The sequence below is a fragment of the Nocardia aobensis NBRC 100429 genome (assembly GCF_000308375.1).
GTDB lineage: Bacteria > Actinomycetota > Actinomycetes > Mycobacteriales > Mycobacteriaceae > Nocardia > Nocardia aobensis.
This window is the reverse complement of the sequence record NZ_BAFQ01000062.1, coordinates 32197-51523: the sequence shown is the minus strand read 5'-3', so window position 1 is coordinate 51523 and position 19327 is coordinate 32197. Positions and strand designations below refer to the sequence as shown.

Genomic DNA, 19327 nt, shown 5'->3' with positions numbered 1-19327 from the left:
CCCGGGAGGGTGCGGTGCTGATCGGCGAGCTGGCGAACACCACCGGCGTCAGCACCCGCCTGCTGCGCTACTACGAGGAACAGGGTCTGCTGAGCGCCCGCCGCGACGGCAACGGCTACCGCGTCTACACCGACGACGCACCGCAGCGGGTGCATCGCATTCGCGAACTACTCGCTGCCGGACTGCCGACCAGCGCCATCCGCGAACTGCTGCCGTGTGCGACCGCCACGGGCTTGCAGCACTGCGATCACACCCGAAAGATCATGCGGGAGGGCCTTTCTCACCTCGACGCGCAGATCGCCGAGCTGTCCCGGCGCCGCACGCTGCTGGCTCGTCAGGACGAGCAACTGGTGGCCGCGCCCTATCGCAGCGACGGCCCGGCGTAACCGGACTCCCCGCGGCGGTGGGGTCGGGCCCTTCTCGTAGGCTCGGTGCCGTGCGAGCACTGGAACAGATTCGCGACTGGCCCGTCCGGCACGCCGCCGCGGGCGTCGTCGATACCCATGGCGTGGTCGGCACCGAGGGAGACCTCGATCGGGTGTTCTCCCTCGCGTCGGTCACGAAACCCCTTGCCGCCTACGCCGTTCTGGTGGCGGTCGAAGAAGGTGCGATCGAACTCGACCAGCCCGCCGGCCCGCCCGGCTCCACCGTGCGGCACCTGCTGGCGCATACGGCCGGACTGGCGTTCGACACCACCGTGATCATGGCCGAGCCCGGGCAGCGCCGCATCTATTCCAGCGCCGGATTCGAGGTACTCGCCGAGTTCCTCACGCGCGAGACCGGAATCGAATTCCCGGAATATCTGCGGCAAGCGGTGTTCGAGCCACTCGGAATGAAATCCTCGGTACTGGCCGGATCCGCCGGGCACGCCGCCCGCTCCACGGTGAACGATCTGCTGCGTTTCGCTGGAGAATTGCTGAACCCGATCTTGATATCCGGTGACATGCTCACCGCGGCGACTTCCGTGCAATTCCCGGGCGTCGGCGGAGTCCTTCCCGGATACGGATCGCAGCGCCCCAATGATTGGGGTCTGGGATTCGAGATCCGCGACCACAAGACTCCGCATTGGACGGGGGGAGCCAACTCGCCGCGAAGCTACGGGCATTTCGGGCAGTCCGGCACCTTCCTGTGGGTGGATCCGGAGATCGAGGTGGCGTGTGTGGCGTTGAGCGACGAGAATTTCGGCGATTGGGCCCGAGCGGTGTGGCCGACGCTCAGCGACGCCGTCATCGCCGATATCCAGCGGATTCGCGACACGGCAGAAAAGTAACAGCCGTAACATCGGGCACTCCAGTAAACTCGGGCAACGCCTGCGCTCGACGGGATGTTGGGGAAGACGTCCGACGTCGAGGCTGGAGGTGTACAGGTGCGCGCATCTGATCAGTTCGCGGATGTGACGTGTGGTGTGGTGTACATCCACGCGTCACCGGCCGCGCTGTGCCCGCACATCGAATGGACGCTTTCCTCCACTCTGAAATCGCCTGCGTCGCTGCGCTGGACCGCCCAGCCGGCCGCCGCGGGACAACTGCGCGCAACCACCGACTGGGTGGGCCCGGTCGGCACCGCGGGGCGAATTGCCAAGGCGTTGCGGGATTGGCCGGTGCTGCGCTTCGAGGTCACCGAGGATCCCTCCGAAGGGGTCGACGGCGAACGCTACAGTTTCGTTCCCGGCCTCGGATTGTGGACCGGTGCGATGAGCGCCAACGGCGACGTCATGGTCGGCGAGATGCGCCTGCGGGAAATCGTGCGCGCGGCCCGGGCTCGTGGCCGCAACGGCGACATCTCCGCCGATATCGATCGCGCCCTGGGCACCGCCTGGGACGACGAACTCGAACCCTTCCGCACCGGCGGCGAAGGCGCCGAGGTCACCTGGCTCCGCCGCGACGTCGGCTGAGTTCCGCATCGGTCCCGGGAAACACGACGGGTGGCCTCCGCGCGGGAGACCACCCGTAATGTGTTGCCGCCGAGAGCTTTACAGCGGAATGTTCTTGTTGTGGCTGGCCTTGGCCGGCGCCGAGGCCAGCGCGGCGGCAATGGTGGACCGGGTCTTGGCGGGGTCGATGACCTCGTCCACGACGCCGATGGACAGGGCGCGCCCGACACCGCCGGCGATGGTCTCGTGTTCGGCGGTGAGGCGCTCGATCAGAGCCTCGCGCTCCTCCTCGGGGGCCTTCGCGATGGCCTTCTTGTGCAGAATGCCGACCGCGGCCTTGGCGCCCATCACGGCGACCTCGGACTCCGGCCAGGCGTACACCGCGGTCGCGCCCAGAGAGCGGGCGTTCATCGCGATGTAGGCGCCGCCGTAGATCTTCCGGGTCACCAGCGTGACGCGCGGAACGCGGGCCTCGGCGAAGGCGTGCAGCAGCTTCGCGCCGCGGCGCACCACGCCCTCCCATTCCATGCCGACACCGGGCAGGTAGCCGGGCACGTCGGTGATCACGACCAGCGGAATGCCGAAGGAATTGCACAGGCGCACGAAACGCGCTGCCTTCTCGGCGGATTCGCTGGTGAGGCAGCCGCCCATGCGCAGCGGGTTGTTGGCGAGCACACCGACCGTGCGCCCACCGAGGCGGCCCAGGCCGGTGACGATGCTGCGGGCGTAACCGCCCTGCAGCTCCTCGAAGGAGGATTCGTCGTTACCGTCCGGCGAGGGGATCTTGTCGAGCAGCTCGCGCACGACCGGCTTGACGTCGTAGGCGCGCTTGGCCGACTCCGGCAGCATCGCCTTGAGGTCCACATCGCCGTGGGCGGCGGCGGACAGGTCGAATTCGCCCTGTTCGGCGAACATCGAGACCAGGCGGCGGCCGCGGTGCATCGCGTCGTTCTCGTCGTCGGCGACGATATGGCACACACCGGACTTCTTGCCGTGGGTCTCGGGACCACCGAGGGTGGCCATGTCGACGTTCTCACCGGTGACCGACTTGACGACATCCGGACCGGTGACGAAGACGCGGCCCTCGGGCGCCATGATCACGACGTCGGTCAGCGCGGGACCGTACGCGGCGCCGCCGGCGGCGAAGCCGACCACGATCGAAATCTGGGGGACCAGGCCCGACGCGCGAACCATCGCCTCGAAGACGGTGCCCACCGCGTGCAGTGCCTCGACGCCCTCGGCCAGGCGCGCACCACCCGAATGCCAGATGCCGACGACGGGAATCCGGGAGTCGATGGCGGTATCGATCGCGTCCACGATGTGCTTGCACCCGTCGACACCCATGGCCCCGCCCATCACGGTGGCGTCGGAGCAGTACGCGACGGTGCGCACGCCGTCGACCTCGCCGATGGCGGCCAGCACGCCGGACTTGTCGCGGGGGTGGAGCGGGAGGACCGTTCCGGGATCGAAGAAGCGCTGCAACCGACCCAGCGGATCCCGGGGATCGGTCGTGGCGTCCGCCTGCGCGGGGGCCATGATGGTCATCGCGGTCTCTCCTCGAGGGAATGTGGAGTCGCTGACGCGGCTGCGAAGATGAAAATCCCGGTGGGGCTTTTCGACGAGGGGATCTGCCTTGGCCGAAAAGCCCCACCGGGTTCGCTGAAGTTGTCGACAGACGTTGTCGACGAGTCGGATCAGTACCGTCCGAAGGCGAGCGCCACGTTGTGGCCGCCGAAACCGAACGAGTTGTTGATCGCGTACTCGATGTCCTGGCGACGGGCCTCACCGTGCACGACATCCAGGTCGATCTCCGGGTCCTGGTTCTCCAGGTTCAGCGTGGGCGGAACGATGCCGTCGCGAATGCTGAGCACTGTGAGTACCGACTCGAGGGCGCCCACAGCGCCGATCGAGTGGCCCAGGGCGGACTTGGGCGCGTAGACCGAGGCGTGCGTGCCCACGGCCTTGTGGATCGCGTTCGCTTCCGCGGTGTCCCCGATCGGGGTGGCGGTCGCGTGCGCATTGATGTGCGTGATGTCGGACTTCGTCAGTCCGGCGGTCTGCATGGCGCGCTCCATGGCGCGCGCCGCACCGGCACCCGTGGGATCCGGGGCGACCAGATGGAAGCCGTCGGAGGTGATGCCGGCACCCAGCAGGCGAGCGTGGATGGTGGCCCCGCGCGCCTTGGCGTGCTCTTCGGTCTCCACGACCATCAGTGCACCGGCCTCGCCGAAGACGAAGCCGTCACGATCCTTGTCGAACGGCCGCGACGCGCCCTTGGGGTCGTCGTTGCGGGTGCTCATCGCGCGCATCATGGAGAACGCGGCGATCGGCACGTCGGAGATGTATCCCTCGACACCGCCGGTGACGACCATGTCGGCGTCGCCCATGACGATCATCCGCCACGCGTTGGCGATGCCCTCGGATCCCGACGAACATGCCGAGACCGGGGTGACCACTCCCGCCTTGGCGCCCAGTTCGAGGCCCACGACAGCGGACGGCCCGTTCGGCATGACCATCTGAACGGCCAGCGGCGAGATCTTGCGGTAGCCGCCGTTCTTCAGCTTGTCCACCGAGTCGATGAGCGCGTCGCCGCCGCCGAGACCGGTGCCGATCGCCACGGCCAGGCGCTCGGGGTCGACCTCGGGGCTGCCGGCGTTCTTCCACACCTCACGCCCCAGCACCATCGCCAGCCGCTCGACATAGGCCATGCGGCGGATCTCGACTCGGCTGAGCAAGGTGTCCGGCGAAACCTTCAGGTGGCCGCCGATGCGAACCGGCAGGTCGTATTCCTCGATGAAGGAATCCTCGAGAACGTCGATGCCGCTCTCGCCGTTGAGGAGTCCCTTCCACGTCGCATCGACGTCACCCGCGATCGACGTGGTCGCCGCCATGCTGGTGACGACGACGTTCGGGAAGTTCCCGTTCAAAGTGGAAGGAGTGGTCACGGTGTCGGCCTTACTGGGCGTCGAACTTGGCCTTGAGCTCGGCGGCCGCGTCGGAGTTCTCGGCCTCGAGCTTCTGGATGTAGGAGACGGCGTCACCCACGGTCTTGAGGCTGGCGAGATCCTCGTCGGGGATCTTCACGCCGTACTTGTCCTCGGTCTGCACGGCGATCTCGACCATCGACAGCGAGTCGATGTCCAGGTCATCGACGAAAGACTTCTCGATCGTCACCTCGGAGGGCTCGATGCCGGTCACCTCTTCGATGATCTTGCCGAGCTCTTCGACGATCTGTTCCTGGGTCAGAGCGGCCACTTGGTGGCTCCCTTCTTGTTCTTTCGTTGGTCCGACGTGAATCGGAGGTCCGATTATTTCTTCGGTACGAGGTGGACGAATGTTTCGTCCTGCTCACTCACGGTCGCGTCACTGCGAGCCGCGAGGAAAGCTAGCCGGTTGCCGAGAGCTCGACAAACGCGGGGATGTTCTCGGGGGTCTTCAGCGCCAGATTCGGGGTGCCCTTGAGCTCCCGCTTGGCGATGCCGACCAGGGTTCCGGCCGGTGGCAATTCGGCCACCGCGGAAACCCCTGCCGCGCGAACGGTTTCGGTGCACAGATCCCACCGGACGGGCCGGGTCACCTGTGCCGCCAGCTTCTCGATGGCGTCGGAGCCCGAGTCGACCGGCTTGCCGTCGTAGTTCGACAGCAGGGTACGGGTCGGCTCACCGGGGACCATCTGGGAGATGGCTTCGGCCACGGCGTCCTGGGCGGGTGCCATGAACGCGGTGTGGAAGGCCCCGGCGACGGGCAGCGCGCGAATCCGCGCCTTCTCCGGCGGGTTCGCGGCCAGTTCCGCCAGCGCATCCAGCCGGCCTGCCGCCACGATCTGGCCGACCGCGTTGCGGTTGGCCGGGACCAGGTCGAGCTCGGCGAGCCGGTCGAGCACGGCGGCTTCGTCGCCACCGAGCACGGCGGACATGCCGGTCGGAACCAGCGCACACGCCTTCGCCATCTCCGCACCGCGGATCGCGGCCAGTTTCACCGCGTCATCGGGGGAGACGACTCCGGCGACGGCTGCGGCGGCGAGCTCGCCGACCGAATGTCCGGCGACGATGGTATCCGCCGGAACCGCTTCGTGCGGAATCTCGGCGAAAGCCAGCAGCGCGGCGGCGACGACCAGCGGCTGGGTCACCGCGGTATCGGTGATCTCCTCCGCGGTGGCCGTGGTGCCGAGGCGGAGCAGATCCAGGCCGGAGGCCTTGGACCACAGTTCGAGGCGGTCACGCGCGCCGGGAAGATCGAGCCATGGCGCGAGCATGCCGGGTGTCTGGGAGCCCTGTCCAGGGGCGAACAACGCGATCACGCCTCTAACAAAACACTGTGAGGGGGCTCCGTGGAGATGTCGGCGCCGATGATGTTTGAGCGACGCTTTTGTGTGGACCCCACAAAACGGCACGTGGGTTGTGGCGATCGACCGCGCCCCGATGTCCGTTACAGGCGATCTTCGTAGAAAGTTGCCGGCGAGTCTTCTGGGGCAGGTGTTGACGATTCGTTACGGGTTCGTGTCAAACGACCTACTGTTGCCGCGATTCGGAGCACATAGGCGTCACGAGGATTCATCGGATCCCGGCCCGTGACCTCGGCGATGCGCTTGAGCCGGTAGCGGACCGTATTTGGATGAACGAACAGCTGACGGGCACATGTCTCGACGGCTCCACCGCAATCGAGGTAGGCGTCGAGGGTGTCCGACAAGGCCGACCCGGCGGCGGCCAACGGTAGCACAAGATACTCGTTCAGAGCGTCGACCGCAGCCCGATCGCCGAGCAGTGCTCGCTCGGGCAGAAGTTCGGAGGCGTGCACCGGTCGCGGCGCCGCCCGCCAGCCCACCACGGCCTCCATTCCGGCCATCGCCTCCACCGCGCTGACGTGGGCCGCGGACAGCGTGCGCATGGTCGGGCCGATCACCACGGGACCGTCGGAAAACGCTTCGGCGAGCAGGTCCATCAGGAACGGCGAGGGGTAGCCGGTGTCACCGAGATTGCCGCTGACCACCATCACCAACCGCGAACCCTGCACCACCGCCAGTGCCGCCCGGCCGTGCCGGGCGGCGATGACGTGTACCGAACTCACCACGGCCACTTGATCTTTCGGCGGCGTACCGACCAGCACCGTCGCCGCGGCGGTGGCGTCCCAGTTCAATGTGGCCGCGCGCGAGAGCATTTCGGCGCCGGTGTCGCCGCGCACCACGGCGTCGACGACCAGCGCCTCCAGGCGGGTGTCCCAGGCGCCGCGGGATTCGGCCGCCGAGGCGTAGACCGAGGCCGCGGCGAAACCGAGTTCGCGGCCGTAGCGCAGCACCGCCTCGGTGAGCGCCACCAGCTGGCGGTCGTTGCGGGCCAGCGCTGGCAGCCACTGCTCGAAGAACTCCATCGCGACGCGGACCATGTCGACGGTCTGGCGAAGGGTCAGGCGCCGGGCCAAATCCTGCGGGATGACCTGGAACGCGTCGAGGCTGAAGCGGATATCGCTTTCCGGATCCTGCAACCACTCCAGGAAATTGACCACCGCGGTCTGCACCAGCATCTGCACGCCCGCCCGCTGGGCGGCGTCCAGGTCGCCGAAGAACGGTAGCCGGTCCTCCATCGAGGCGATGGCCTCGGTGGACAGCCGCCCGGAGAACTGCTTCACCCGTTTCAGCAGGGTGTCCGGCAGCGGATCGCGGGTTTGCCGATTGGGTGACAGTGCCCCGGTCGGCAGATAGACCTCGTGCTCGGACGACCCCTCGGAAACCCGGCGAGGCCGCGGCGGTTTACGTTCCACTGTTCAATATTCCGTCATCGCGCTGGTCGGTCTCCGCAACCCCCCGGTAGGGGCGCGATTCGCGCCCCTACCGGACCGGTCACGCGAGCTGTTCTTCGCTGCTCATCGATTTCGGTGCGGCGTCGACGTCGTCGATGCGGTAGCGGGCCGCGGCCTGCGCGACCACCGCCGGATCGATACCGCCGGTGCGTCCCAGGGCCTCCAGCGCCGCCAGGGCGATGGATTCGGCGTCGACGTTGAATACCCGTCGCGCCGCCTGCCGGGTGTCGGAGAATCCGAATCCGTCGGTGCCCAGCGTGGTGTAGTCGCCGGGGACCCACTTGCGGATCTGGTCCGGCACCGCGCGCATCCAGTCGGAGGCCGCCACGAACGGCCCCTGCGCCTGCGACAGCACCCGCGTCACATACGGCGCATCGGTTCCGGCGTCCGGATGGCGCAGCGTGTGGATCTCCTTGGCCAGCGCCTCCCGGCGCAGCTCGCTCCACGAGGTCACCGACCACACGTCCGCCTGCACACCCCAGTCCTGCGCCAGCAGCTCCTGAGCGCGCAGGCCGTCGGGCAGCGTCACACCCGCGACCAGGATCTGGGCGCGTACGTCACCCTCGCCGCCCCGGCGGTACAGGTAGATACCCTTCAGCAGGCCCTCGACGTCGAGGTCGTCCGGCTCGGCCGGCTGCTGATACGGCTCGTTGTAGAGGGTGATGTAGTAGAAGACGTTCTCGCCGCCGAAGACGTCGTCCTTCATGACCGGATGGGTACCGGGTACCTCCGAGGCCGGCGTTCCGCCCGGCCCGAGCTGCGGTCGCCCGCCCCCGTACATCCGGCGCAGGCCGTCGCGCACGATGTGAGCGATCTCGAAGGCGAACGCCGGATCGTAGGAGACCACCGCCGGATTGGTCGAGGCCAGCAGCAGCGAATGGCCGTCGTTGTGCTGCAAACCCTCACCGGTCAGCGTGGTGCGCCCGGCGGTCGCGCCGAGGACGAAGCCGCGGGCCAGCTGGTCGGCGGCCGCCCACAGGCCGTCGCCGGTGCGCTGGAACCCGAACATCGAATAGAAGATGTAGAGCGGGATCATCGGCTCGCCGTGGGTGGCGTAGGACGTACCGGCCGCGGTGAACGATGCGGTCGAGCCGGCCTCGTTGATGCCCTCGTGCAGAATCTGGCCGACTTGGCTTTCCTTGTAGGCCAGCATCAATTCCGCGTCGACGGAGGTGTACAACTGCCCGTTGCGGTTGTAGATCTTCAGCGACGGGAACCACGAGTCCATACCGAAGGTGCGGGCCTCGTCCGGAATGATCGGCACGATGCGCTTGCCGATCTCCTTGTCGCGCAACAGTTCCTTCATCAGCCGCACGAACGCCATGGTGGTCGCCACGTTCTGCTTGCCCGACCCCTTGCGCACCGAGGCGTAGGGCGCGTCGCCGGGCAGCTGCAAAGGCTTTGCGACCGAACGCCGTTCGGGCAGGTAGCCGCCCAGGGCACGGCGCCGGTCCAGCATGTAGCCGATCTCGTGCGAATCCATGCCCGGGTGGTAGTACGGGGGCAGATACGGATCGGCCTCGAGCTGGGCGTCGGTGATCGGAATGCGCTGCACGTCGCGGAACGCCTTCAGATCGTCGAGCGTCATCTTCTTCATCTGGTGCGTCGCGTTGCGCGCCTCGAAGTGCTTGCCGAGGCCGTAACCCTTGATGGTCTTGGCCAGGATCACCGTCGGCTTGCCCTGATGCGCGAGCGCCGCCGCGTAGGCCGCGTAGATCTTGCGGTAGTCGTGGCCACCGCGCTTGAGGTTCCAGACCTGCTGATCGGTCAGGTCCTTCACCAGATCCTTGGTGCGCGGATCGCGGCCGAAGAAGTGCTCACGCACGTAGGCGCCGTCGTTGGCCTTGTAGGTCTGGTAGTCGCCGTCCGGGGTCGAGTTCATCAGGTTGACCAGCGCCCCGTCGCGGTCGGCGCCCAGCAGCGCATCCCACTCCCGGCCCCAGATCACCTTGATGACGTTCCAGCCGGCGCCGCGGAAGAACGACTCCAGCTCCTGGATGATCTTGCCGTTACCGCGGACGGGGCCGTCGAGCCGCTGCAGGTTGCAGTTGATGACGAAGGTCAGGTTGTCCAGACCCTCCAGCGCCGCCACATGGGCCAGACCGCGCGATTCCGCCTCGTCCATCTCACCGTCGCCGAGGAAGGCCCACACGTGCTGATCGGAGGTGTCCTTGATCCCGCGATCGTGCAGATAGTGGTTGAAGCGCGCCTGGTAGATGGCGTTCATCGGACCCAAGCCCATGGAGACCGTGGGGAATTCCCAGAAATCGGGCATCAGTCGCGGGTGCGGATAGGACGACAATCCGTGGCCCGGACCGCCGTGGCTGTATTCCTGGCGGAACCCGTCGAGCTGATCCTCGGTCAGGCGGCCCTCGAGGAAGGCGCGGGCGTAGATGCCGGGGGAGGCGTGGCCCTGGATGAAGATCTGGTCGCCGCCGCCGGGGTGGTCCTTACCGCGGAAGAAGTGGTTGAAGCCGACCTCGTACAGCGCCGCGGACGACGCGTAGGTCGAAATATGGCCGCCCACACCGATTCCCGGCCGCTGCGCGCGATGCACCATGACCGCGGCGTTCCAGCGGATCCAGGCGCGGTAGCGGCGCTCGACCTCCTCGTCGCCGGGGAACCAGGGCTCGTTCTCGGTGGGGATGGTGTTGACATAATCGGTCGAGGTCAACGAAGGAATGGTGACGTGACGTTCACCGGCGCGCTCGAGCAGGCGCAGCATCAGATAGCGAGCGCGGCCGGGGCCTTCGCGCTCGAGCATCTCGTCGAAGGAATCGAGCCACTCGCTCGTCTCCTCCGGGTCGATGTCCGGTAGATATGACGCCACCCCCTCGCGGATCACACGCACCCGCGCACCGGCCGGGCGGGCGGGCGCCGACTGGTGATCGGCGGAACCGTTGCTGCTCGTCGGCTCGGGGTCGGATGCAGAACTTGACGAAATCGGGTGCATCAGGTCGGTCAAAATCAATGCTCCTCGTACAGGGGGTGGACAAGCTGATGGCTCTAACCCCGGGCAGCACCGCTGGTGTGCGGGCCGTCCGTCGCTCACGGTTTGGGGCGCACCTCACATCCTTGTCGATGATGCGTCCCAGGTCATCATGTCAGCCGTAAATCCAGTACCGTTCGCTAGGCTGTGACGCTCGTTGCAGCGAAGCTCGCCACAGAACATTCTTTCGACTGCTCGAGAAGCGGGGAGGACGATGAAACTGCTGAACCCACGTGGGTTCGGACTGATGTGCGCGACCTTGGCGGTCGGCACCGGACTGGTGGTGGCAGGATGCTCTACCGCTGTCCACGGTACCGCGACGGTCAACCAGGCGGACGCGGCCGCGTTCCGCACCGAGATGGCCTCGTCCTCGGCCGCGGCCACCTCGTCGAAAAAGGCTGCCGCACAGACGAAAGCCGTCGCCGACAACTGCACACCGTTCCGTGAGACCACCGGCGCCGCGGTGACGAAGTACAACGACTTCGTCGACGCGCACGATGCGAACGCCCCCGACCAGGACGCCAAGCGCGATGCCGCCGCCCAGACCCTCGAGGACGCCGCGCGGACCGTGGAGGGACGGGTCACCGCCGCCGGCGACGCGTTACCCGCGGATCTCGCGCAGAAGTTCACCGATTATGTGAACGCCGCCCGCGGACTGGCCGGCGAATCCCGCAAGATGACCTACACCGCTCCCGTCGGCACGCTCAACGACGCCAGCAAGCGAGTCAACGACGCGCTGAACGCGGTGCGTACCGCATGCCCGGCGCGATAGCCGGGAAACGGATGTCCCGGGGCCGCTCAGGGCGTTGCGAACCGCCTCTGCACGCTTCGTCCCGGGGCATGCATCCGCGACATTTCGGAGGTTATTTGAGCGGATCGGCTTGCGTTGCGGCCGATAACCATGTTCGCTTGCAACTATCTGTTGTCGGGAGTTGAGGAGGACACCACCGTGGTCGCCGCGGCGGACGCGCAGAACTACGCTCAGAAGCTTGGCATTGCCCACGGCATGGCGGTTCAGGAGTTGGGCTGGGACGAGGACACCGCAGACGAGTTGAGGGCGTCTGTCGAGGACGCGACCGGCTCCGAACTACTCGACGAGGACACCGACGAGGTGATCGACGTCGTACTGCTGTGGTGGCGCGACGGAGACGGCGACCTGGTCGACGAACTGATGGATGCCATCGGTCCGCTCGCCGAGGACGGTGTCGTGTGGGTACTCACCCCCAAGACCGGCCAGCCCGGGCATGTCGATCCCAGCGAGATCGCCGAATCCGCCCCCACCGCGGGGTTGACGTCGACCACACCGGTAAGCCTCGGCACCTGGACCGGTACCAAGCTGATGCAGCCCAAGACGCCCTCGAAGCAGCGCTGATCCACCGCGTGACTATTGTTTCGCACGGGCGGCCGCCGAGTACCGGAACAGCCCGCCGTCGAAGACAGGAGGACTGCGCATGCCGCTCGAAGTGGGTACGGCCGCACCGGATTTCACGCTGAAGGATCAGAACAACCAGGATGTGAGTCTCGCCGATTACCGGGGCGACAAGAACGTCCTGATCGTGTTCTACCCGTTGGCGTTCACCGGCATCTGCCAGGGTGAGCTGTGCAAGGTGCGCGACGAACTGCCCAAGTTCCAGAACGACAACGCCGAGATCCTCGCCATCTCCGTCGGACCCCCGCCCACCCACAAGATCTGGGCGGCCGAGCAGGGCTACACCTTCCCGCTGCTGTCGGACTTCTGGCCGCACGGCGCTGTCACCCAGGCCTACGGTGTCTTCAACGACAAAACCGGCTTCCCCAACCGCGGCACCTTCGTCGTGGACAAGGACGGAATCATCCGTTTCGCCGAAATGAACGGCCCCGGAGAGCCCCGTGACCAGGCGGCTTGGGAGAAAGCGCTCACTGCACTAGATTCATGAACCGCCGCGCACGGACCCGGACACCCGGCCCGCGCAGCACACCATCTTCACCGCCGCCCGGCCGGTGAAGTCCGGGCGTATAGCTCAGTGGTAGAGCACTGGTTTTACACACCAGCGGTCGGGGGTTCGAACCCCTCTGCGCCCACTTCATTTTCCCAGCTAGAAGACCTTTTCTTCCGTGATCCCGCGCCCCATGCCGGGTGGCCTGAGTCGTGAAGTGGCCGATAACGGGCCATCGCACGATGGAATCACTTGACTGCCGGCGAGGCTGTTCGACGCGCGCGCGGTGTCGCTCGGCAAGCCGACTGCCGAGAAATAGGTATACGCACGGGTAGTTCTACCGTCGCGGTGGTGCTCGTCGGTGACGAGGCTGGAGTGCGTTCTATCGGTCACGTTGCGGAGGATTCGATGTCTGCGCCCACGCTTCAGCACAGGTCTCCTATCGGTACGACGGCCTCGGAAGAGGTCTTGATGATTCGGCGATGCGCGAAATGTGACAAGTTGTTCGCGCCGCTGACGGCGGGATGTTCCTCGTGTGCGTCGGATGTCCTGGAACGGGTGCCGTCGTCGGGTGCGGGTTCGATCGTGTCGTGGCGGGTGGTGGAACGTGCCGGTGCGGGTGGTGTGCTGGCTCAGTCGACGGTCGCGATCGTCGAACTCGACGAGGGTCCGTGGGTCTACACCTCGCTGGAGGGCGAGGTGCCGTTGCTCGCGGATCGGCCGGTGCGTGTGCATTTCCAACCGCGTCCGCGAGACGACAGGTTCCCGGTCTTCGTCGTCAGTGCTGATCGCCGGCATGGCGAATCGGTGACTTCCTTCGGCTCCGACGGACGAGACCATGCGCCGCGGTGAACCTGGTGTCGCGCGGTGCTACAGCCAGGCATGGGTCCGGACCTCGCTGCGGCAAAGTCGACTTCTCGAGAGAGACGGCTTTCTCGATCCGCATGCGCGGTCGATAGTCGTATTCGCCATTCATTGGGCGCCGTTCGGCGGTGCCGACTCCAGCGAGTTGCTGGTGCGCTTCGGTGTCGCCAGACGACGGTTCCTGCAGATGTTGCAGGCGGCGCTGGCGCCGGGCCGGACGGACAACAGGGAGACGAGAGGGCTGAAGCAGCATCTGCTGGCAGCACTGGACTACGCCTGGAATCCCAGTCGTGACCCGGCCCTGATGGTGGACTTTGGGAACGGCGATCGAGCTTCGTGAAGTCGGCAGCCGGCAGTCCAACGGTTGATGTCGCGCCTCCGCGCGTCCACGAACACCCCGCGCCTCCCACGTAGGGTTCGGGGGTACGCGCCCGTGTGCCGGCGGCGGAGGCGACTGCCCCGGCCACCCCGACAGTGAAGGAGTGTCAGCTGTGCACATCGACTTGACGGGTAAGACCGCGCTGGTGACCGGGTCGACGCAGGGGATCGGGTTGGCGATCGCCGGTGGGCTGGCGCGCAGCGGTGCTCGGGTCGCGGTGAACGGCCGAAGCGCTGACCGGGTCGAGGGCGCGGTGTCCGCGCTGCGCGAGGCGGGTGGTGACGTGATCGGTGTCGCCGCCGATGTCACGACGATCGCGGGGGTGGAACAGTTGCTGACGGAACTTCCCGAGGTCGATGTCCTGGTGAACAATCTGGGGATTTTCGGTGCGGTGCCGGCCCGGGAGATCTCGGATGACCAGTGGCGCACCATCTTCGAGGTCAATGTGCTGTCAGCCGCTCGATTGATCCGTGCCTATCTGCCCGGGATGATCGCGGCGGGTTGGGGGCGTGCGATTCAGATCGCCAGTGATTCGGCTGTGGTCATTCCCGAGGAGATGATCCATTACGGCGTGTCCAAGACGGCGATCCTGGCGTTGTCGCGCGGGTTCGCCAAGGATGCGGCCGGTACCGGTGTCACGGTCAACTCCGTCATCGCCGGTCCGACGCACACCGGTGGGGTGGAGGACTTCGTCTATCAGCTCGTGGACCGCGACCTGCCGTGGTACGAGGCGCAGCGGGAGTTCATGCGCAAGCATCGTCCGCAATCATTGATCCAACGGCTGATCGAGCCGGAGGAGATCGCCAACATGGTCGTCTACCTCAGTTCGCCCTTCGCCTCGGCGACCACTGGCGGCGCCCTGCGCGTCGACGGCGGCTACGTCGATTCAATCCTCCCGTAGCGCAAGGTCTCGCTCAGCGGTGACCACTGTGGACCGGGATATCAGGTTGCCGCGCCCGGAACCAGGCCCACCAGGCCTCCGTCGACGAGCAGGTCCTGGCCGGTGATGTACGACGCCTCGTGCGAGGCGAGGAATGCCACCGCGGCCGCGACGTCCTCGGCTGAGCCGATCCTCCCCGCGACGATTTCGCCGGCCACAGCGCTCTGCGCGGCCGCGGGCAGTTCGGACCGCAGGGCAGGGGTGTCGATATATCCCGGGCTCACCGAGTTGACCCGAATCCCCTTGCCGCCCAATTCCGCCGCGAGCGTGCGCGCGAGATTATGTGCGGCGGCCTTGGTCGCGGAGTACAGCGAGCCGAACGGCATGCCGCGATGCAGTGCCCACGAGGCGTTGATCACGACAGTCGCGCCGGACGACAGCAGCGGAATCGCCTTCTGGATCGTGAAGAACGCTCCTTTGAGGTTGACGCCGACGACGCGCTCGAAATCGGCCTCGGTCACCGCGTCGGTCGGCGGGAAGAATCCGATGCCCGCGTTCACGAAGAGCACGTCCAACCGGCCGTATCTGGTCTGGACGGTGTGGAACAGGGCATCGAGAGCGGCGAGATCGGTCGTATCGGCCGCGATCGCGAGCGCCTCCGGTCCGAGATCATCGGCCGCTGCGGCCAGCCGTGCCGGGTCGCGTCCGGTGACGATCACTCGCGCGCCCTCGTCGCGCAACCGCCGCGCGGTGGCCAGTCCCATACCGCTCGTACCGCCGGTGATCAGTGCGATCTTGCCGTCGAATCTGTTGTGCGCCATGGCGAGAAGCCTGCCGAGGATCGCCTTGGACAACCAGTGCGAGGTCAACGTGGGATCACTACCACCAGGCTATGCGGGTGCGGCCGACCGTTCCGGCGCCGGCAGGCTCAGTCGCTGCTCGGTCTCGGTGCCCGGTCGCGGGTTGTACAGCACCAGATGCAGATCGAGATGGTCCGCGACGATCAGCGTGGTGGTGTCGAAGTACAGGTCGCCCGCGTCCGGATGGCGCACCGCGTGGACCGCCTGCGTCGGGGCGCCCACGTCGTGCCGTGCCCACAACTCGGCGAATTCGGTACTGAGCGTGGAGAGTTCGGTGATCACCCGTTCGAATTCGGGATCGCCCTGCGCCGCATCGGCACGATAGGCGGCCACGACCGCCGGTGCGGCGGCGGTCCAGTGCAGATGCATCTCCCGGTAGCTCGTGTTGGTGAAAAACGAGACGAGGCAGTTGTAGTCGTCGCAGTCGTATCCGAAGGCCGTGCGCGCCCCGTCGTTGACGGCCAGGATGTTCCAGTACCGGTCACGCAGCACCGCGGGCCGCGGCGACCATACCGTCAGCAGATGTCGCAGTTCGTCGGTGACCCGTGCATTCCGATTACCCACGGCCCGAGGCGGATTCATCCCTGCCAGTACATACAGGTGGGCCTGCTCCCACTCGGTCAATCGCAGTGCTCTCGCGACCGCGTCGAGCACTTCGGTCGACACCTTGATATCGCGACCCTGCTCGAGCCAGGTGTACCAGGACACGCCGACCCCGGCGAGCTGTGCGACCTCCTCGCGCCGCAGTCCCGGTGTGCGGCGCCGTCCGGCCGGCGCGAGCCCGACCTCGGCGGGCGCGAGCCGCTCTCGGCGACTGCGGAGGAATTCGCGCAGCTGTTCCCTACGCCGGTGCGCGTCGTTGGTCATGAGAAACAGTAACGCCTTGCCGGGCTTCAGCACCCGTCCGCGGGCCACCGGATACTCGCCTCGGGCCGCAAACAGCATCGGTCACCACGCGAGCGGCGACCGACCTGTCCCTCCCCGCGGCTATCGGCCTACTACCACCAGCCGTGGAAACCGTCGTAGTTACCCCAGCCGAACCAGCACTGCGGGTACAGCCAGTTGAAGCCCCAATTGCAGGGATTCCCGTACCAGCCGGTGTCGTGGGCCACCTGAACCGCCGGTGCTCCGGCCGGCTGTTCCGCCAGAGCCGGCGCGGCAGGCAGTATCGGCGCGACCGCGATGGCGGTCACCATGAGCACTCGCGCCGCGGTTCGATGCACTGTCCCCATCATGTCGATCACTCTCCGTATTGCGCGCTGTGCGCACGCGATCCACAGGATTCTCGTGCCCCGACTCGTGGACCGTGCCTTCGATTGAACGCCGTTCCCGCGTCCGACTCAACGGTTCGAACGCATTTCAGATCATTTTCCGGAGCTCTCGGGACCCTGCGCACATCGTCGTGACCCTAGGTCACGATCCGCAGCGGGTGCTCGATCAGCTCCTTCAGTTGGGCGAGGAATTGCGCGGCGACGGCTCCGTCGATGGCGCGGTGGTCGGCGGACATGGTGACGCGCAGGACCTTTCGGCTCACGACCTCGTCACCGTCGAGTCGCAGTTCGTCGGTGGCGGCGCCGATCGCGAGGATGGCGGCTTCGGGCGGATTGATGACCGCGGTGAAATGCTCGATGCCGTACATGCCGAGGTTGGAGAGGGTGAAGGTGCCGCCGGTCATCTCCTCGGCGCGGAGTTTGCGGTCGCGCGCGCGTTCGGCCTTGTCGCGGCTTTCGGCGGCGATGGCCGACACCGTTTTGCGGTCGGCGTCGCGAATGACCGGGACGAGCAGGCCGGCGGGGGTGGCGACGGCGACGCCGAGGTGAATGCCGTGGTGGCGGCGCAGGGTGTCACCGGCGAAGGAGACGTTGACCGCGGGGTTGGCGCGCAGTGCCGTGGCGACGGCTTTGACGAGCAGATCGTTGACGCTGACCTTGCCGGCCCCGGTGTCGGCGAGTGTCTCGTTGATCCGGGTGCGGAAGGCGAGGAGTTCGGTGACGTCGATGGCGCTGGTCAGGTAGATGTGTGGCGCCTGCTGTTTGCTCTCGGTGAGGCGAGTGGCTGACACGCGCTGGATGCTGGTCAGCGGGATTTCGTCGTAGTCGCCGGTCGCCGGGGTGCCCGGTGCCGTGTGTTCCGGCGCGGCGGTCGTTTGCGCCGTGCCGGAAGTGCTTGCCGCGTGAGCGTTTTCGACGTCGAGACGGGTGATGCGCCCGCCGGGGCCGGTTCCGGTGACGGTCGTGATGTCGAGACCGAGCTCCTGTGCGATCTTGCGCGCCAGCGGCGAGGATTTGCGGCGCACAGCGTCTGCGGCGGACTGCGGGGCCGGCGTCGCGGGTTGCTCGGTCGTGCGGAGGGATCTACCGCCGTCGCCGGCCTGACCGGCGGGCACGATTCCCGCCGCCACCGCGGTCTGAGGTTGTGCCGATGCGATATCGGCCGGCTCGTGCGGCTGTTCGGTGTGCTGCCGTGCCGATGCCGTCTCGGTCCGCTGAACAGTCGAAGGCGGTGCGGGTGATGCGGCGGTCCCACTGCCGTCGCCGAGGATGGCGATGGGTTCGCCGATCGGCACGCGGGTTCCGGGTGCGGCGATGATGCGTTCGAGGATGCCGTCGTCGTAGGCCTCGAGTTCCATCAGGGCCTTGTCGGTTTCGATTTCGGCGAGTACTTCGCCGCGGGTGACGGTGTCACCGACCTGTTTGAGCCAGGTGGCGACGACGCCGTCCTCCATGGTGTCGGAGAGGCGGGGCATGGTGATGTCGGACAACGGTCTTTCCTCTCAGCGTCGCTTGCCCACGGCCGCAAGGGTTTCGACGGCGGCGGTGTAGAGCGATTCGACGGACGGCAGGGCCAGCTTCTCCAGCGGCTTGGCGTAGGGGAGCGGCACTTCGGCCATGGCGACGCGGCGTACGGGGGCATCCAGATAGTCGAAGGCGCCGTCGGAGATCGAGGCCGCGATTTCGGCGCCGATGCCGTAGGTGAGCCAGTCGTCCTCGCCGATGACCGCGCATCCGGTGCCGCGGACCGAGCGGACGAGGGTGTCGCGGTCGAGCGGGCGCAGGCTGCGCAGGTCGATCACCTCGGCGGAAATGCCCTCGGCGGCAAGCCTTTCCGCGACCTGGGTGCAGACCGTAGCCATGCGGGAGTAGCCGATCAGCGTGATGTCGGTGCCCTCGCGGGTGACGGCGGCCTTGCCGATCTGTGCGGGCGGGAGATCGTCCGGTACGTCGCCTTTGGTGTTGTAGAGCGACAGGTTCTCCAGGAACAGCACCGGATCGTCGTCGTCGATGGCGGCTTTGAGCAGAGCGCGGGCGTCGGCGGGAGTGCTGGGCGCGACGACTTTGAGACCGGGCACGAACGCGTAGTACAGCTCGATGTTCTGGGAGTGGGTGGCGCCGAGTTGTTGTCCGCCGCCGCCCGGGGTGCGGATGACCATCGGCACGCTGGTCTGCCCGCCGAACATACCGTAGATCTTGGCGGCGTGATTGACGATCTGATCCAGCGCGAGCAGCGAGAAGTTGATCGTCATGATCTCCACGACCGGGCGCAACCCCAGCATGGCGGCGCCGATGGCCGCGCCGACGAACCCTTCCTCCGCGATCGGGGTGTCGCGAACTCGCTTGTCGCCGAATTCGTTCAGCAGTCCGGCGGTGATCTTGTAGGAGCCTTCGAAGACGCCGATCTCCTCACCGATCAGGAAGATGTCGTCGTCGCGGCGCATTTCCTCGCGCAGGGTCTCGCGCAGTGCTTCGCGGTAGGTCATGACAGGCACGGGA

Annotated in this window: 20 protein-coding genes and 1 tRNA gene; 10 read left to right on the top strand and 11 right to left on the bottom strand. The window is 66.9% G+C overall.

Annotated features, from left to right (window positions below; translation table 11 throughout):
* The first annotated feature begins 14 nt into the window (after positions 1-14).
* From RJ03_RS08445 to RJ03_RS08435, 3 genes are all read left to right on the top strand, one after another.
* Entirely contained in the window at positions 15-386 is a 372-nt protein-coding gene (locus RJ03_RS08445) for a MerR family transcriptional regulator (RefSeq protein WP_051024470.1), read from the top strand.
* A 50-nt stretch (positions 387-436) separates the two neighbouring features.
* A complete protein-coding gene (locus RJ03_RS08440) occupies positions 437-1270 on the top strand; it encodes a serine hydrolase domain-containing protein (RefSeq protein ID WP_036499816.1) in 834 nt (277 codons plus the stop codon).
* A 96-nt stretch (positions 1271-1366) separates the two neighbouring features.
* On the top strand, positions 1367-1894 hold the full coding sequence (locus RJ03_RS08435; protein WP_036499814.1) for a DUF3145 domain-containing protein: 528 nt from the start codon (positions 1367-1369) through the stop codon (positions 1892-1894).
* A 78-nt stretch (positions 1895-1972) separates the two neighbouring features.
* On the opposite strand, the gene RJ03_RS08430 is transcribed toward RJ03_RS08435, so the two are convergent.
* From RJ03_RS08430 to aceE, 6 genes are all read right to left on the bottom strand, one after another.
* The gene (locus tag RJ03_RS08430) at positions 1973-3418 is read right to left on the bottom strand and encodes an acyl-CoA carboxylase subunit beta (protein ID WP_036499812.1); all 1446 of its coding nucleotides are present in this window, start codon (positions 3416-3418) and stop codon (positions 1973-1975) included.
* Positions 3419-3567: 149 nt separating this feature from the next.
* A complete protein-coding gene (locus tag RJ03_RS08425; protein ID WP_036499810.1) occupies positions 3568-4818 on the bottom strand; it encodes a KasA/KasB family beta-ketoacyl-ACP synthase in 1251 nt (416 codons plus the stop codon).
* Between the two features lie 10 nt (positions 4819-4828).
* Positions 4829-5128 (bottom strand): meromycolate extension acyl carrier protein AcpM, encoded by a 300-nt coding sequence (gene acpM / locus RJ03_RS08420; RefSeq protein WP_030518485.1) that lies wholly within the window; start codon positions 5126-5128, stop codon positions 4829-4831.
* A 130-nt stretch (positions 5129-5258) separates the two neighbouring features.
* Complete coding sequence (locus RJ03_RS08415; RefSeq protein ID WP_036499807.1) at positions 5259-6173, bottom strand: ACP S-malonyltransferase; 915 nt, start codon at positions 6171-6173, stop codon at positions 5259-5261.
* A gap of 128 nt (positions 6174-6301) precedes the next feature.
* Positions 6302-7567 (bottom strand): PucR family transcriptional regulator, encoded by a 1266-nt coding sequence (locus RJ03_RS08410; protein ID WP_036499897.1) that lies wholly within the window; start codon positions 7565-7567, stop codon positions 6302-6304.
* Positions 7568-7709: 142 nt separating this feature from the next.
* Positions 7710-10634, bottom strand: a complete 2925-nt coding sequence (aceE, locus tag RJ03_RS08405) for a pyruvate dehydrogenase (acetyl-transferring), homodimeric type (protein ID WP_036499895.1) — start codon at positions 10632-10634, stop codon at positions 7710-7712.
* Between the two features lie 238 nt (positions 10635-10872).
* Here aceE and RJ03_RS08400 point away from each other — a divergent pair, with 238 nt between their 5' ends.
* The 7 genes from RJ03_RS08400 to RJ03_RS08370 all read left to right on the top strand — a co-directional run bounded on the left by RJ03_RS08400 (position 10873) and on the right by RJ03_RS08370 (position 14718).
* Positions 10873-11430 (top strand): Rv2240c family protein, encoded by a 558-nt coding sequence (locus RJ03_RS08400; RefSeq protein ID WP_036499805.1) that lies wholly within the window; start codon positions 10873-10875, stop codon positions 11428-11430.
* A gap of 177 nt (positions 11431-11607) precedes the next feature.
* Positions 11608-12030 carry a DUF3052 domain-containing protein gene (locus tag RJ03_RS08395; protein ID WP_036499893.1) on the top strand — a complete coding sequence of 141 codons (423 nt, stop codon included), beginning with the start codon at positions 11608-11610 and terminating at the stop codon, positions 12028-12030.
* Between the two features lie 79 nt (positions 12031-12109).
* Complete coding sequence (locus RJ03_RS08390) at positions 12110-12574, top strand: peroxiredoxin (protein WP_036499803.1); 465 nt, start codon at positions 12110-12112, stop codon at positions 12572-12574.
* 73 nt (positions 12575-12647) lie between these two features.
* A tRNA-Val gene (locus RJ03_RS08385) sits at positions 12648-12719 on the top strand.
* Between the two features lie 326 nt (positions 12720-13045).
* Positions 13046-13426, top strand: a complete 381-nt coding sequence (locus tag RJ03_RS08380) for a Zn-ribbon domain-containing OB-fold protein (RefSeq protein WP_245552217.1) — start codon at positions 13046-13048, stop codon at positions 13424-13426.
* Positions 13413-13778 (top strand): hypothetical protein, encoded by a 366-nt coding sequence (locus RJ03_RS08375; protein WP_051024466.1) that lies wholly within the window; start codon positions 13413-13415, stop codon positions 13776-13778. The genes RJ03_RS08380 and RJ03_RS08375 overlap by 14 nt, the downstream gene beginning before the upstream one ends.
* 151 nt (positions 13779-13929) lie before the next feature.
* A complete protein-coding gene (locus RJ03_RS08370; protein WP_036499801.1) occupies positions 13930-14718 on the top strand; it encodes an SDR family NAD(P)-dependent oxidoreductase in 789 nt (262 codons plus the stop codon).
* A 41-nt stretch (positions 14719-14759) separates the two neighbouring features.
* On the opposite strand, the gene RJ03_RS08365 is transcribed toward RJ03_RS08370, so the two are convergent.
* The 5 genes from RJ03_RS08365 to RJ03_RS08345 form a co-directional block, all read right to left on the bottom strand.
* Positions 14760-15566 carry an SDR family oxidoreductase gene (locus RJ03_RS08365; RefSeq protein WP_245552216.1) on the bottom strand — a complete coding sequence of 269 codons (807 nt, stop codon included), beginning with the start codon at positions 15564-15566 and terminating at the stop codon, positions 14760-14762.
* Positions 15567-15587: 21 nt separating this feature from the next.
* On the bottom strand, positions 15588-16502 hold the full coding sequence (locus RJ03_RS08360; protein WP_232329304.1) for a helix-turn-helix transcriptional regulator: 915 nt from the start codon (positions 16500-16502) through the stop codon (positions 15588-15590).
* A 53-nt stretch (positions 16503-16555) separates the two neighbouring features.
* Entirely contained in the window at positions 16556-16780 is a 225-nt protein-coding gene (locus RJ03_RS08355; RefSeq protein WP_157121741.1) for a hypothetical protein, read from the bottom strand.
* Between the two features lie 185 nt (positions 16781-16965).
* On the bottom strand, positions 16966-18318 hold the full coding sequence (locus RJ03_RS08350) for a dihydrolipoamide acetyltransferase family protein (RefSeq protein WP_174372273.1): 1353 nt from the start codon (positions 18316-18318) through the stop codon (positions 16966-16968).
* Between the two features lie 12 nt (positions 18319-18330).
* Positions 18331-19314, bottom strand: coding sequence for an alpha-ketoacid dehydrogenase subunit beta (locus RJ03_RS08345; protein WP_218000938.1), 984 nt, complete (start codon positions 19312-19314; stop codon positions 18331-18333).
* Positions 19315-19327 lie beyond the last annotated feature (13 nt).

Bases quoted from the DNA above. Each gene is read 5' to 3' on its own strand.
- RJ03_RS08390 (WP_036499803.1), top strand. From the start codon at position 12,110: ATGCCGCTCGAAGTGGGTACGGCCGCACCGGATTTCACGCTGAAGGAT.
- RJ03_RS08400 (WP_036499805.1), top strand. From the start codon at position 10,873: ATGAAACTGCTGAACCCACGTGGGTTCGGACTGATGTGCGCGACCTTG.
- RJ03_RS08345 (WP_218000938.1), bottom strand. From the start codon at position 19,314: ATGACCTACCGCGAAGCACTGCGCGAGACCCTGCGCGAGGAAATGCGC.
- RJ03_RS08360 (WP_232329304.1), bottom strand. From the start codon at position 16,502: ATGCTGTTTGCGGCCCGAGGCGAGTATCCGGTGGCCCGCGGACGGGTG.
- RJ03_RS08380 (WP_245552217.1), top strand. From the start codon at position 13,046: ATGATTCGGCGATGCGCGAAATGTGACAAGTTGTTCGCGCCGCTGACG.
- RJ03_RS08375 (WP_051024466.1), top strand. From the start codon at position 13,413: ATGCGCCGCGGTGAACCTGGTGTCGCGCGGTGCTACAGCCAGGCATGG.
- RJ03_RS08430 (WP_036499812.1), bottom strand. From the start codon at position 3,418: ATGACCATCATGGCCCCCGCGCAGGCGGACGCCACGACCGATCCCCGG.